The organism is Streptococcus pseudopneumoniae (assembly GCF_001070815.1).
In the GTDB taxonomy this organism is placed as follows: Bacteria; Bacillota; Bacilli; order Lactobacillales; family Streptococcaceae; genus Streptococcus; species Streptococcus pseudopneumoniae_P.
The window spans coordinates 41,239-55,989 of sequence record NZ_JVLX01000027.1 but is presented as its reverse complement, the minus strand read 5'-3'; the positions used below and the strand labels follow the sequence as shown (position 1 = coordinate 55,989).

Genomic DNA, 14,751 nt, shown 5'->3' with positions numbered 1-14,751 from the left:
GGAGAATCATAGTCAAAAAGCCGTTGCAAAGCGGTTTTTTGATATAATGAAGGGAAGAATGGTAGAAATTAAAGGAGAAAAATTTGATGAGATACATAACTCTTGGTCAAGATGACAAAGAATTATCAGAAATTGTTCTCGGAATGATGAGAATAAAAGATAAGTCTGTAAAAGAAGTTGAAGAGCTTGTAGAAACAGCACTTTCTGTTGGAATCAATGCTTTTGACTTGGCTGATATTTATGGTCGTGGTCGTTGTGAAGAACTGTTAGGTCTTGTCCTAAAAAATCGTCCAGATTTAAGAGAAAAGATGTGGATTCAGTCCAAATGTGGCATTCGCATTGAAGAATTTACCTATTTTGATTTTTCTAAGGACTATATTATAAAATCAGTTGACGGAATTTTGCAAAGATTGAAGATTGATCATCTAGATAGCTTGCTTCTTCATCGACCAGATGCTTTGATGGAATCTGACCAAGTAGCAGAAGCCTTTGATCTCCTTTATAAACAAGGTAAGGTTCGAAATTTTGGAGTTTCTAATCAAAATCCTATGATGATGGAGTTGCTAAAAAAAGATGTCAAGCAGCCGTTAGCTGTTAATCAGCTACAATTGAGTGCTGCTTTTACTCCAGGATTCGAATCAGGTTTTCATGTTAATATGGAAGATAGTCAAGCAGCTATGCGAGATGGCAGCATTTTTGAATATTGTAAATTACACGATGTGGTCATTCAAGCATGGTCTGTCTTACAATTCGGGTATTTTAAAGGGAATTTTGTTGGAAATGAGAAATTTCAAGCTTTAAATCAAGTACTTGATAGTTTAGCTATTAGATATGGAGTAACCTCTTCAACTATTGCCATTGCTTGGATATTGCGTTATCCAGCAAAAATGCAGGCAGTCGTAGGTACCACAAATCCTAAGCACTTGAGAGAAGTTAGCCAAGCGGGAAACTTTAGCTTAACAAGAAAAGAATGGTATGAAATTTATCTTGTAGCAGGGAATAATTTGCCGTAAGTAGAAGCAGATGTAAATAAATCACAGTCAAAAAGCCGTTGCAAAGCGTTTTTTTGTTATAATGAAGGGAAGAATTATTGATATTAAAGGAGAATAGAATGACTTTCGAAGAAATGCTGCCTGGGTTAAAGGCTAAGAAAAAATATGTACGTACTGGTTGGGGAGGTGCTGAAAACTATGTCCAACTCTTTGATACCATCGAGCAAAATGGTGTGGCTTTAGAGGTAACTCCTTATTTTTTGATTAACGTTTCTGGCGAAGGAGAAGGATTTTCCATGTGGAGCCCGACACCTTGTGATGTTTTGGCGACGGATTGGGTAGAAGTGCATGACTAGATGTGTATTGATTACGGGAGTGAGTTCAGGGATCGGTCTGGCTCAAGCTCGACTCTTTTTAGAGAATGGCTTTCAAGTTTATGGAGTTGACCAAGGTGAAAATCCACTCTTACAGGGTGATTTCCACTTTCTACAGAGAGATTTGACCTTGGGCTTAGACCCTATTTTTGATTGGTGTCCTCAGGTTGATGTTTTGTGCAATACTGCGGGAGTTTTGGATGATTATAAACCACTTTTGGAACAGACAGCGCAGGAAATTCAAGAGATTTTTGAAATCAACTACGTTACTCCTGTTGAGTTGACTCGCTATTATTTGAAACAAATGTTGGAAAATAAAAAGGGAATCATCATCAATATGTGCTCTATCGCTTCGAGCCTAGCAGGTGGCGGTGGACACGCCTATACTTCTTCGAAGCACGCCTTGGCAGGCTTTACCAAGCAGTTGGCTCTAGACTATGCTGAAACTGGGATTCAGGTCTTTGGTATCGCTCCAGGAGCAGTCAAGACAGCTATGACTGCTGCCGACTTTGAACCAGGTGGATTAGCAGACTGGGTGGCGAGCGAAACACCAATCAAGCGCTGGATCGATCCAGAGGAAATAGCAGAGATTAGCCTTTTCTTAGCAAGTGGAAAAGCAAGCGCCATGCAAGGACAAATTTTGACAATAGATGGTGGCTGGTCTTTGAAGTAGGAGGATTTGGATGAATATTCAAGAGATCACAGAAGAAAATGCATCGCCATCAGTCTTGAAGATCAAAGCAGAATTATTAGGATTTCCAGAACTTGACAAGACTTCTTACATGAATTGGAAGGTGAATGATGAGAAACCAACTTGCCCTTAGTGGCGAAAAACTTGATGAAAAAGTTTATCCTCAACTATTTCACTACATTGGAATGATTCGTGGGGAATACTTGTTGAGAGAGCTCAACCAAAACATCCTGTTACCAAGTTGTCAGGAATTTGTAAAAGATTATCTAAACACTATTTGCTCCTTGTACTCAGATGAAGAGGTATGGTATCGTTTTACTGAATTAACGAATACAGAAGCTAATTGTCTAGAGGGAACTAAAGAGTATTTTGATGAAAATCATCCCTTGTTTGGCTATAGAGGAACTAGGCGTTTGTTGGCGTGTCCGGATGAATTTCAGGCTGAAGCACATGTCGTTACAGAAGTTTATCAAAACAATCCCAATCTGTCTCTTATCTTTCCTTTTGTCAATGATGCTGAGCAGTTAAAGCAAGCTATTACAGTATTGCGTCAGCAGGGTTTTACTGGGAAAATTGCCACGATGATTGAATTACCGTCAGCTTATTTTGATTTGGACAGAATAATGGAAACGGGCATTTCAAAGATTGTAGTTGGAATGAATGATTTGACTTCTTTTGTTTTTGCGACTGTGAGAAACAGTCAATGGCATGATATGGAAAGTCCAATAATGTTAGATATGTTGAGACAGATGCAGGATAAAGCAAGGATGAAAAAGATTGATTTTGCTGTAGCAGGCTATCTGAATACTTCTTTCATAAAAAAAATGAATCAGATGGGTATCGAATGCATCCTCCATTACAGCTCTATTCCAGAGATTTTTGATTTAGAAATTGACCATCCAGACCATCTTAAACACATAAAAGAAGAAAGTAAAAAATTACAAAGGAGCACCCATGACACAGCAAGAAATGTGGAATGCATACAAGGAAATCAATCCTTCTATCGGAGATGAAATCGATGCCTGGGCTTTTGGAGTAGATGCCGATTTCTTGGCAGATTTAGTTCTAAGAGGTGAAAAGACAGCAACCGCTTCAGCCTATGACCTTTATGCAATTGATGATGAATCCCTTCCGCGAGAAGGAACCTTTGACATCATTTTAGACAGTCAAAATCAAGCTGTCTGCATTATCGAAATTACAAAGGTTTCTGTTGAACCCTTCAATCAAGTTTCTGCTGACCATGCCTTTAAGGAAGGAGAAGGTGACAAAACCCTAGCCTATTGGCATCAGGTTCATGAGGATTGTTTCGCTGAGTGGCTGAGAGAGGCAGGACTAACTTTTACGCCTGACAGTAAGGTTGTTTTAGAAGAATTACGCAAGGTCTACCCACTGTAGGCTATTAGAAGGAAGAAAGTTTTGTAAATCATCGTCCAATCCTTTTTTCTTAAGCAAAACATGATATAATAAGTTTGTTTGAAGAAGAGCTCTAGCTCTTAAACTTAGATAGGAGAAAACTATGCAAGCAGTTGAACATTTTATTAAGCAATTTGTTCCTGAACATTATGATTTATTTTTAGACTTGAGTCGTGAGACCAAGACTTTTTCAGGGAAAGTGACTATCACTGGTCAAGCACAGAGTGACCGTATTTCCCTCCACCAAAAAGACTTGGAAATCGCCACTGTAGAAGTTGCAGGTCAAGCTCGCCCATTTACAGTTGACCATGACAATGAAGCCCTTCATATTGAACTTGCTGAAGCAGGTCAAGTTGAAGTGGTTATCGCTTTCTCAGGAAGAATTACAGACAACATGACAGGGATTTACCCATCTTACTACACAGTTGATGGAGTCAAGAAGGAAGTTTTGTCTACTCAATTTGAGAGCCATTTTGCACGCGAAGCTTTCCCATGTGTGGATGAGCCAGAAGCCAAAGCAACTTTTGATCTTGCTCTACGTTTTGACCAAGCAGAAGGTGAGTTAGCCTTGTCTAACATGCCAGAAATCGAAGTGGAAAACCGTAAGGAAACAGGTATCTGGAAGTTTGAGACAACACCTCGCATGTCTTCTTACTTGTTAGCCTTTGTCGCCGGTGATTTGCAAGGTGTGACCACTAAAACTAAAAATGGGACCCTTGTAGGTGTTTACTCAACCAAAGCTCACCCACTTTCTAACCTTGATTTCTCTTTGGATATTGCCGTTCGCTCCATCGAGTTTTACGAAGATTACTATGGAGTTAAGTACCCAATCCCTCAATCTCTCCATATCGCCCTTCCTGACTTCTCAGCTGGTGCTATGGAAAACTGGGGTCTTGTGACCTACCGTGAAGTTTACTTGGTTGTGGATGAGAACTCAACATTTGCTAGCCGTCAACAAGTTGCCCTTGTTGTGGCCCATGAATTGGCTCACCAATGGTTTGGGAACCTCGTTACTATGAAATGGTGGGATGACCTTTGGCTCAATGAAAGCTTCGCTAACATGATGGAGTACGTCTGTGTGGATGCCATTGAGCCAAGCTGGAATATTTTTGAAGACTTCCAAACAGGTGGAGTGCCTCACGCTCTTGAACGCGATGCGACTGATGGTGTTCAGTCTGTCCACGTCGAAGTTAAACATCCAGATGAAATCAATACGCTCTTTGACGGAGCTATCGTCTATGCCAAAGGAAGTCGCCTCATGCACATGCTTCGTCGTTGGCTCGGCGATGCTGATTTTGCTAAAGGTTTGCATGCCTACTTTGAAAAACATCAATATGGAAATACCATCGGTCGTGACCTTTGGAATGCCCTTGGTCAAGCATCAGGCCGTGATGTTGCAGCCTTTATGGATTCTTGGTTGGAACAGCCTGGTTACCCAGTTCTCACTGTCAAAGTTGAAAATGATGTCTTGAAGATTTCACAAAAACAATTCTTCATCGGTGAGCACGAAGATAAGAACCGTCTCTGGGTGGTGCCACTCAATAGTAACTGGAAAGGACTACCAGATACTCTCGAAACTGAAAGCATCGAAATTCCTGGCTATGCTGCGCTTCTAGCTGAAAATGAAGGAGCTCTTCGTCTCAACACTGAAAATACAGCCCACTATATTACAGACTATCAAGGAGACTTGTTAGAAGCTGTTCTTGCTGACCTAGTTGAGCTTGATAACACAAGTAAACTGCAAATCGTCCAAGAACGTCGTTTGCTTGCTGAATCAGGGCACATTTCTTATGCAGACTTGCTACCTGTCCTTGATAAACTTGCTAAGGAAGAATCTTACCTTGTCGTTTCAGCTGTTTCTCAAGTGATTTCTGCCCTAGAGCGCTTTATCGATGAAGGTACAGAAGCTGAAAGAGCCTTCAAAGAATTGGTTGCTAAATTGGCTCGTCATAACTATGACCGTCTTGGTTTTGAAGCTAAAGATGGAGAATCAGATGAGGATGAATTAGTTCGTCAGTTGGCTGTTTCGATGATGATTCGCTCAAATGATGCAGAAGCTAGTCAAGTCGCTAGCCAAATCTTCGCGGCTCACAAGGAAAATCTTGCAGGACTCCCAGCAGCAATTCGTTCACAAGTTCTTATCAACGAGATGAAACATCATGAGACCAAAGACTTGTTAGCACTTTACCTTGACACTTATACTCACGCAACAGATGCTGTCTTTAAACGTCAGTTGGCAGGAGCTCTTGCCTACAGTACAGATGCTGACAATATCCAAACCTTGATTGCTTCTTGGAAGGACAAATTTGTAGTTAAACCACAAGACTTGTCAGCTTGGTACTTCCAATTCTTAAACCATCAAGCAACTCAGGAAACAGCTTGGTCTTGGGCGCGTGAAAACTGGGCTTGGATTAAGGCAGCCCTTGGAGGAGATATGAGCTTTGATAGCTTTGTCATTCTTCCTGCCCACGTATTTAAGACTCAGCAACGCTTGGCAGAGTACAAAGAATTCTTTGAACCACAACTTTCTGACCTTGCTCTTAGCCGTAACATCGGTATGGGAATCAAGGAAATTGCAGCGCGTGTTGACTTGATTAACCGTGAAAAAGCTGCGGTCGAAGCAGTTGTTCTTCAATACGGAATTAAATAATTAAGACTAAATAAAAGAAAACTCAGCTATCTCATGTAAAATGCAGAGAGTTGAGTTTTTTTTAAGGCAAATTTGGTATAATGGTTTTAGTAAGGAGGAGTTTCTCATGATAAAAATCTTATTGGTTGAGGATGACCTAGGCCTGTCAAATTCAGTATTTGACTTTTTAGACGATTTTGCAGATGTCATGCAGGTATTTGATGGGGAAGAAGGTCTCTACGAAGCTGAAAGTGGCGTCTATGACTTGATTTTGCTCGATTTGATGTTGCCTGAAAAAAATGGCTTCCAAGTATTGAAAGAATTGCGTGAAAAGGGAATTACGACTCCAGTTCTGATCATGACTGCAAAGGAAAGTTTGGATGACAAGGGACATGGATTTGAACTGGGAGCGGATGATTATCTGACCAAACCTTTCTACCTAGAAGAACTCAAAATGCGGATTCAAGCGCTTCTCAAACGTTCAGGTAAATTTAATGAAAACACCTTGACTTATGGAAATATTGTGGTTAATTTGTCAACCAATACCGTTAAGGTCGAAGATACTCCTGTCGAATTGCTAGGAAAAGAGTTTGATTTATTAGTTTATTTCCTTCAAAATCAAAATGTTATTTTGCCTAAGACTCAGATTTTTGATCGTCTATGGGGATTTGATAGTGATACAACGATTTCAGTTGTCGAAGTCTATGTTTCAAAAGTCCGTAAGAAATTAAAAGGAACCACTTTTGCAGAGAATTTGCAAACCTTGCGCAGTGTTGGGTATATTTTAAAAGATGTTCAGTAAACTAAAAAAAACATGGTATGCGGATGACTTTAGTTATTTTATTCGCAACTTTGGTGTCTTCACTCTGATTTTCTCTACAATGACTCTGATTATTTTGCAGGTCATGCATTCGAGTCTCTATACTTCGGTGGATGACAAGCTTCATGGACTGAGTGAAAATCCTCAGGCAGTTATTCAGCTGGCTGTAAATAGGGCAACAGAAGAGATTAAAGACTTAGAGAATGCTGCTACAGATTCTAGCAAGACTGAGATAAAACCCAATGTCAGTTCTAACACAGAAGTCATTCTTTTTGATAAAAATTTTACCCAACTCCTTTCTGGAAATCGATTTTTGGGATTGGATAAGATTAAGCTAGAGAAGAAAGAACTAGGCCATATCTATCAGATTCAGGTTTTTAATAGCTATGGACAGGAAGAAATCTATCGCATGATTTTGATGGAAACCAATATCAGTTCGGTTTCAACCAATATTAAGTATGCGGCTGTCTTGATTAATACCAGTCAGTTGGAGCAGGCAAGTCAAAAGCACGAGCAATTGATTGTGGTCGTGATGGCTAGTTTCTGGATTTTGTCTTTGCTTGCCAGTCTTTATCTAGCTCGAGTCAGTGTTCGGCCTCTGCTTGAGAGCATGCAGAAGCAGCAGTCCTTTGTGGAAAATGCCAGTCATGAGTTACGAACTCCACTTGCAGTTTTGCAAAATCGTTTAGAGACCCTTTTCCGGAAGCCAGAAGCTACCATTATGGATGTGAGTGAAAGCATTGCATCGAGTTTGGAAGAAGTCCGAAATATGCGTTTTTTGACGACAAACTTGCTGAATTTAGCTCGTAGAGATGATGGAATTAAGCCGGAACTTGCAGAAGTTCCAACTAGTTTTTTCAATACGACTTTCACAAACTATGAGATGATTGCTTCTGAAAATGACCGTGTCTTCCGTTTTGAAAATCGCATTCATAGAACGATTGTCACAGATCAGCTTCTTTTAAAACAACTGATGACCATCCTATTTGATAATGCCATCAAATATACTGAGGAGGATGGTGAAATTGATTTTATGATTTCAGCGACCGATCGCAATCTTTATTTGCTAGTTTCCGATAATGGAGTCGGTATCTCAGCAGAAGATAAGAAGAAAATTTTTGATCGTTTTTATCGAGTGGATAAGGCTAGAACCCGCCAAAAAGGTGGTTTTGGTTTAGGATTATCCTTAGCCAAGCAAATTGTAGATGCGCTAAAAGGAACCATTACTGTCAAAGATAATAAACCAAAGGGAACAATCTTTGAAGTGAAGATTGCCATCCACACACCATCGAAAAAGAAAAAATAAAAATATCGCTCCAGCTGGGGCGATATTTTGGATTTATCTTCTACGTTTTCGTTTGATAATAGACCGTTGAATTTTTAAAACAAGTAAGCTGGATCCGATTGCTGCGGCAAATGCAAGAGCAGTTGATAATTTTAATGCTAAAAATATAAAACTAAAGATAGCAATACAGATACAAAAAACAGCGATATTAACAAAAAATAGGATTTCCTTGAGATTGGCATCAGATTGCGCTTCAGGTGTATAATCTTGATATCGAGGAACCTGTTGGCTTAATTCTTCTTGATAGTCTACCTCATAGGACTGTAATTTTCTTACGGGCATTATTCTCTCCTTAACAGTACATACCTATTTTATCATTTTTTCAGCAGAGAATTATTACAGAAAGGTTACAATAAGAATAAAGTCCCTTTTCATTTTTAAAGAATGGCTGATTTTCCAGAAATGTGGTATAATTTTTCTTATGGAAAAGATTATCATTACAGCAACTGCTGAAAGTATTGAACAAGTTAAACAACTGCTCGAAGCTGGCGTAGACCGTATCTATGTCGGTGAGAAAGATTTTGGCCTTCGTCTGCCGACAACCTTTAGTCATGACCAATTGCGTGAAATTGCTAAGCTGGTTCATGATGATGGTAAAGAATTGATCGTTGCGGTTAACGCCCTCATGCACCAAGATATGATGGATCGTATCAAGCCTTTCTTAGACTTTTTGGAAGAAATCAAGACAGACTACATTACGATTGGGGATGCAGGTGTCTTTTACGTAGTCAACCGCGATGGTTATTCCTTTAAGACCATCTACGATGCTTCAACCATGGTAACTAGCAGTCGCCAGATTAACTTCTGGGGACAAAAGGCTGGCGCATCTGAGGCTGTTTTGGCGCGTGAAATTCCATCTGCTGAACTCTTCAAAATGCCAGAGATTTTGGAAATTCCTGCTGAAGTTTTGGTTTACGGAGCTAGCGTTATTCACCATTCTAAGCGTCCTCTCTTGCAAAACTATTATAACTTTACACATATCGATGACGAAAAGACTCGCAAGCGTGACCTCTTCTTGGCTGAGCCAAGTGACCCAGAGAGCCACTATTCCATTTTTGAAGACAATCATGGTACCCATATCTTTGCCAATAACGACCTTGATTTGATGACAAAATTGACAGAATTGGTAGAGCATGGTTTCACTCACTGGAAACTAGAAGGGCTCTACACTCCTGGTCAGAACTTTGTTGAGATTGCAAAACTCTTTATTCAAGCGCGTAGCTTGATTCAAGAGGGTAACTTTAGCCATGACCAAGCCTTCTTGCTGGATGAAGAAGTGCGTAAACTTCACCCTAAAAACCGTTTCCTTGATACAGGATTTTATGACTACGATCCTGACATGGTTAAATAAAGTAAATGGATAGTTGAGAGAAGGAAGATGCAAACATTTCTTCTCTCAATTTTTCTTATTCTCCAATATTTTCAAAAAATAAGTAGGCTAGGATGCTCTGTTTACTGGGATTTTTCAGAAAAGTGACCTTCTCGAGTTTGAAAATTATCCTATGTTTGCAGGTGCCAAATGGCCCTTTTTTTGGTATAATTTTTTATAATGAAAACGATTGGTAATCGCTATGTTGTGGTGGATTTAGAGGCAACTAGCACAGGTAGTAAGGCTAAAATTATCCAAGTGGGAATTGTAGTGATTGAGGACGGAAAAATCGTCGATCACTATACGACAGATGTCAATCCACATGAACCCTTAGATGCTCATATCAAAGAACTGACAGGATTGACAGACCAACGTCTGGCGCAAGCACCTGATTTTTCGCAAGTTACCAGAAAAATCTTTGACTTGGTGAAGGATGGGATTTTTGTAGCCCATAATGTTCAGTTTGATGCCAATCTCTTGGCGGAAAATTTATTTTTTGAAGGCTATGAACTAAGAAATCCTCGTGTTGACACGGTCGAATTGGCCCAGGTCTTTTTCCCTGAACTGGAAAAATATAGTTTGCCGATTTTGTGTCAGGAATTAGGAATTCCTTTAAAACACGCCCACACAGCCCTTTCAGATGCCCAAGCTACAGCGGAATTACTTCTTTTTTTACGAGAAAAGATGGCCCAACTTCCTAAAGGACTCTTGGAACGCTTGCTGGAAATGGCTGACGCCCTCTTATATGAGTCCTACCTGGTTATTGAAGAAATTTATCGCAGCCAATCTATCCTGAGTTCTCCAGACTTGGTCGAAGTTCAAGGACTGTATTTCAAGAAAACTGGAGCTCCCCTGGAGCCACGAAAACTATCTCAAGATTTTTCTAAGAATATTTCTCTGTTGAACCTTGAAGTGAGGGAGAATCAAGAAAATTTTGCTAAAGAGGTTGGCTTGCTATTGAAAGATGAGCCTGTCTCTCTGATTCAAGCGCCGACAGGGATTGGGAAAACCTATGGCTATCTCTTACCTGCTTTGTCCCAAGTGGAAAATCGTCAGATTGTCCTTAGTGTTCCGACAAAGATTCTTCAAAATCAAATTATGGAAGAAGAAGGTAAACGTCTCAAGGAAGTATTCCATACAGATATTCATTCTTTAAAGGGGCCTCAAAATTACCTGAAGTTGGATGCCTTTTATCGTTCCTTGCAGGAAAATGCTGAAAATCGCTTATTTAGACGCTTTAAAATGCAACTCTTGGTCTGGTTGACAGAGACAGAAACCGGGGATTTGGATGAAATTGGTCAACTCTACCGTTACCAACATTTTCTAAGAGATCTTCGTCATGATGGGAATTTATCGTCCAAGAGCTTATTTATGACGGAAGATTTCTGGAAACGTAGTCAAGAAAGAGCAGAGACTTGCAAGCTCTTAGTGACCAATCATGCCTATCTTGTAACCAGACTTGAAGATAATCCTGAATTTGTCAGCGACCGTTTATTGATTATTGATGAAGTTCAAAAAATTTTGTTGGCCCTAGAAAATCTGCTTCAACATACCTACGATATCCAGTCTATTATTGATTTAGTTGATAAGGCTTTGGCAGGAGAAGAAAACAGAATTCAACAACGAATACTAGAAAGTATTCGCTTTGAGTGTCTCTATTTGATAGAACAATTTCAATCTGGCAAATCTAGGAAAAATATCTTAGATTCTCTGGCCAATCTCCACCAGTATTTTTCAGAATTAGAGGTAGAAGGCTTTGAGGAACTGGTTCGCTATTTTACGGCTGAAGGTGATTACTGGCTTGAAGCAACTGAAACGAGTCAAAAGAAAATTCAGATTTCTTCTACAAAATCAGGCCGTATTCTTCTATCTTCTTTAGTGCCTGATTCATGTCAAGTCTTGGGAGTGTCGGCTACTCTTGAGATTAGTCAGAGAGTTTCTTTGGCAGACCTGTTAGGCTATCCCGAAGCTAAATTTGTTAAGATTGAAGCTGGTAAAAAACAGGATCAAGAAGTGGTCTTGGTCAAAGATTTTCCCCTGGTAACAGAAACCTCCTTAGAAGTCTACGCCAAAGAGGTAACTGATTTGCTGATGGATGTTCAAGATTTCCAGCAACCTATTTTAGTTCTCTTTACTGCTAAAGACATGCTTCTAGCAGTGTCGGATTTACTTCCAGTTAGCCACTTGGCCCAGTATAAAAATGGGGATGTTCATCAACTGAAGAAACGCTTTGAAAAAGGTGAACAACAAATCCTGCTAGGTGCAGCAAGTTTCTGGGAGGGAGTTGATTTTTCAAGTCATTCTTTTGTGATTCAAATTGTACCAAGACTTCCTTTCCAAAACCCCCAAGAACCCTTGACGAAAAAGATCAATCAGGAACTAATTCAAGAAGGGAAAAATGCCTTTTATGATTATCAATTGCCAATGGCCATTATTCGTTTAAAACAGGCTTTAGGAAGAAGTATGAGACGTGAACACCAACGTTCCTTAACTCTGATTTTGGATAGGAGAATTGTCGGAAAGCGATATGGCAAACAAATTGTGACTTCTCTAGCAAAAGAAGCGATTGTTAAAACCGTCTCTCAATCCGAAGTTGATGAGGCTATTGATAAATTTTTAAATGAACTTTGATAAATAGTATTGTATGAAAGTATAAGGTTAGTATATATGAAACGTTCTCTCGACTCTAGAGTCGATTATAGTTTGCTCCTGCCAGTATTTTTCCTACTGGTTATCGGCGTGGTGGCTATTTATATAGCTGTTAGTCATGATTATCCAAACAATATTCTGCCCATTTTAGGGCAGCAGGTCGCCTGGATCGCCTTGGGGCTTGTGATTGGTTTTGTGGTCATGCTCTTTAATACTGAATTTCTTTGGAAGGTTACACCCTTTCTATATATTTTAGGCTTGGGACTTATGGTTTTACCTATCGTCTTTTATAATCCAAGCTTAGTTGCATCAACAGGTGCCAAAAACTGGGTATCGGTAAATGGTGTTACCTTGTTCCAACCGTCAGAATTTATGAAGATATCCTATATTCTCATGTTGGCCCGTGTCATTGTCCAGTTTACAAAAAAACATAAGGAGTGGAGACGCACAGTTCCGCTGGACTTTTTGTTAATTTTTTGGATGATTCTCTTTACCATTCCAGTCCTAGTTCTTTTGGCGCTTCAAAGTGACTTAGGGACGGCTTTGGTTTTTGTAGCCATTTTTTCAGGAATCGTTTTATTATCGGGGGTTTCTTGGAAAATTATTATCCCAGTATTTGTGACTGCTATAACTGGAATTGCTGGTTTCTTAGCTATTTTTATCAGCAAGGACGGTCGGGCTTTTCTCCATCAACTGGGAATGCCGACCTACCAAATCAACCGTATTTTGGCTTGGCTTAATCCTTTTGATTTTGCTCAAACAACGACCTATCAGCAGGCTCAAGGGCAGATTGCGATTGGTAGTGGAGGCTTGTTTGGTCAAGGATTTAATGCTTCTAATCTGCTTATTCCAGTTCGAGAGTCGGATATGATTTTCACGGTCATTGCAGAAGATTTTGGCTTTATTGGCTCTGTCCTTGTTATCGCCCTTTATCTCATGCTGATTTACCGTATGTTGAAGATTACTCTTAGATCAAATAACCAGTTCTACACCTATATTTCCACAGGTTTGATTATGATGTTGCTCTTCCATATCTTTGAGAATATCGGTGCTGTGACAGGTTTGCTTCCTTTGACTGGGATTCCCTTACCTTTCATTTCTCAAGGGGGATCAGCTATTATCAGTAATCTGATTGGTGTTGGCTTGCTTTTATCGATGAGTTACCAAACAAACCTAGCTGAAGAAAAGAGTGGAAAAGTCCCATTCAAGCGGAAAAAGGTTGTATTAAAACAAATCAAATAAGGAGAAAATCATGGTAAAAGTAGCAGTTATGTTGGCTCAGGGCTTTGAAGAAATTGAAGCTTTGACAGTTGTGGATGTTTTGCGTCGGGCAAATATCACTTGTGATATGGTTGGGTTTGAAGAGCAAGTGACTGGTTCGCATGCAATCCAAGTAAGAGCAGATCGTGTCTTTGATGGTGATTTATCAGCCTATGATATGATTGTTCTTCCTGGCGGCATGCCTGGTTCTGCACATTTACGTGATAATCAGACCTTGATGAAAGAATTGCAAAGCTTCGAACGAGAAGGAAAAAAACTGGCAGCCATTTGTGCTGCGCCAATTGCCCTCAATCAAGCAGGGCTATTGAAAAACAAGGAATACACTTGCTATGACGGCGTTCAAGAGCAAATCCTTGATGGTCATTATGTCAAGGAAACAGTAGTGGTAGATGGTCATTTGACAACCAGTCGAGGCCCTTCAACAGCCCTTGCCTTTGCCTACGAGTTGGTGGAGCAATTAGGAGGAGACGCAGAGAGTTTACGAACAGGAATGCTCTATCGAGATGTATTTGGTAAAAAACAGTAAAACGGGAGTTGTTCTCTCGTTTTTTTACTTGGAAAAATCTAGGAAATCATCGCTTTTTTCATAAAAAAATGCTATAATGAAGGGTATGAAATATCACGATTACATCTGGGATTTAGGTGGAACTTTACTGGATAATTATGAAACTTCAACAGCTGCATTTGTTGAAACATTAGCACTGTATGGTATCACACAGGACCATGACAGCGTCTATCAGGCTTTAAAGGTTTCTACTGATTTTGCGATTGAGACATTCGCTCCCAACTTAGAGAATTTTTTAGAAAAGTATAAGGAAAATGAAGCCAGAGAGCTTGAACACCCGATTTTGTTTGATGGAGTTTCTGACTTATTGGAAGACATTTCAAATCAAGGAGGGCGTCATTTTCTGGTCTCACACCGAAATAATCAAGTCTTGGAAATTTTAGAAAAAACCTCTATAGCAGCTTATTTTACAGAAGTGGTGACTTCTAACTCAGGCTTTAAGAGAAAACCAGATCCTGAGTCCATGATTTATTTAAGAGAAAAGTATCAGATTAGCTCTGGTCTTGTTATTGGTGATCGTCCTATTGATATCGAAGCAGGTCAAGTTGCAGGACTAGCTACCCACTTGTTTACCAGTATCGTGAATTTAAGACAAGTATTAGACATGTAAGAAAAAGGAATAA

At 39.7% G+C, this 14,751-nt stretch carries 15 protein-coding genes; 14 read left to right on the top strand and 1 reads right to left on the bottom strand.

Going from position 1 to position 14,751, the window contains the following annotated elements; genetic code table 11:
- Positions 1-86 precede the first annotated feature (86 nt).
- From ADG81_RS03285 to ciaH, 9 genes are all read left to right on the top strand, one after another.
- Positions 87-1,013, top strand: a complete 927-nt coding sequence (locus tag ADG81_RS03285) for an aldo/keto reductase (protein ID WP_049550883.1) — start codon at positions 87-89, stop codon at positions 1,011-1,013.
- Positions 1,014-1,111: 98 nt separating this feature from the next.
- On the top strand, positions 1,112-1,348 hold the full coding sequence (locus tag ADG81_RS03280) for a DUF2829 domain-containing protein (RefSeq protein WP_000142162.1): 237 nt from the start codon (positions 1,112-1,114) through the stop codon (positions 1,346-1,348).
- A complete protein-coding gene (locus ADG81_RS03275; RefSeq protein ID WP_049550882.1) occupies positions 1,341-2,039 on the top strand; it encodes a 3-oxoacyl-ACP reductase in 699 nt (232 codons plus the stop codon). Before ADG81_RS03280 ends, ADG81_RS03275 begins: the two co-directional genes overlap by 8 nt.
- Positions 2,040-2,049: 10 nt before the next feature.
- Positions 2,050-2,190 (top strand): hypothetical protein, encoded by a 141-nt coding sequence (locus tag ADG81_RS09890; RefSeq protein WP_162837192.1) that lies wholly within the window; start codon positions 2,050-2,052, stop codon positions 2,188-2,190.
- Positions 2,168-3,070, top strand: a complete 903-nt coding sequence (locus tag ADG81_RS03270; RefSeq protein WP_049550881.1) for a putative PEP-binding protein — start codon at positions 2,168-2,170, stop codon at positions 3,068-3,070. Before ADG81_RS09890 ends, ADG81_RS03270 begins: the two co-directional genes overlap by 23 nt.
- Entirely contained in the window at positions 3,012-3,452 is a 441-nt protein-coding gene (locus ADG81_RS03265) for an ASCH domain-containing protein (RefSeq protein WP_000193673.1), read from the top strand. Before ADG81_RS03270 ends, ADG81_RS03265 begins: the two co-directional genes overlap by 59 nt.
- 121 nt (positions 3,453-3,573) lie before the next feature.
- Positions 3,574-6,120, top strand: a complete 2,547-nt coding sequence (locus tag ADG81_RS03260) for a M1 family metallopeptidase (RefSeq protein ID WP_049550880.1) — start codon at positions 3,574-3,576, stop codon at positions 6,118-6,120.
- 106 nt (positions 6,121-6,226) lie between these two features.
- On the top strand, positions 6,227-6,901 hold the full coding sequence (gene ciaR / locus ADG81_RS03255) for a two-component system response regulator CiaR (protein ID WP_000590639.1): 675 nt from the start codon (positions 6,227-6,229) through the stop codon (positions 6,899-6,901).
- A complete protein-coding gene (gene ciaH / locus ADG81_RS03250) occupies positions 6,891-8,225 on the top strand; it encodes a two-component system sensor histidine kinase CiaH (RefSeq protein WP_049550879.1) in 1,335 nt (444 codons plus the stop codon). Before ciaR ends, ciaH begins: the two co-directional genes overlap by 11 nt.
- 33 nt (positions 8,226-8,258) lie before the next feature.
- Here the strand turns inward: ciaH and ADG81_RS03245 are convergent, their stop codons facing one another.
- Positions 8,259-8,546 (bottom strand): DUF3270 domain-containing protein, encoded by a 288-nt coding sequence (locus ADG81_RS03245; RefSeq protein WP_049515680.1) that lies wholly within the window; start codon positions 8,544-8,546, stop codon positions 8,259-8,261.
- Positions 8,547-8,685: 139 nt separating this feature from the next.
- On the opposite strand from ADG81_RS03245, the gene ADG81_RS03240 reads away from it, so the two are divergent.
- From ADG81_RS03240 to ADG81_RS03220, 5 genes are all read left to right on the top strand, one after another.
- On the top strand, positions 8,686-9,615 hold the full coding sequence (locus tag ADG81_RS03240; protein ID WP_049550878.1) for a peptidase U32 family protein: 930 nt from the start codon (positions 8,686-8,688) through the stop codon (positions 9,613-9,615).
- A gap of 198 nt (positions 9,616-9,813) precedes the next feature.
- Positions 9,814-12,264: a bifunctional DnaQ family exonuclease/ATP-dependent helicase gene (locus ADG81_RS03235; RefSeq protein WP_049550877.1), complete on the top strand. Its 2,451-nt coding sequence runs from the start codon at positions 9,814-9,816 to the stop codon at positions 12,262-12,264.
- Between the two features lie 36 nt (positions 12,265-12,300).
- Positions 12,301-13,524, top strand: coding sequence for an FtsW/RodA/SpoVE family cell cycle protein (locus ADG81_RS03230; protein ID WP_049550876.1), 1,224 nt, complete (start codon positions 12,301-12,303; stop codon positions 13,522-13,524).
- 10 nt (positions 13,525-13,534) lie between these two features.
- Positions 13,535-14,089 carry a DJ-1 family glyoxalase III gene (locus tag ADG81_RS03225; protein WP_049550875.1) on the top strand — a complete coding sequence of 185 codons (555 nt, stop codon included), beginning with the start codon at positions 13,535-13,537 and terminating at the stop codon, positions 14,087-14,089.
- Positions 14,090-14,174: 85 nt separating this feature from the next.
- A complete protein-coding gene (locus tag ADG81_RS03220; RefSeq protein ID WP_049550903.1) occupies positions 14,175-14,738 on the top strand; it encodes an HAD family hydrolase in 564 nt (187 codons plus the stop codon).
- The last annotated feature ends 13 nt before the right edge of the window (positions 14,739-14,751 follow it).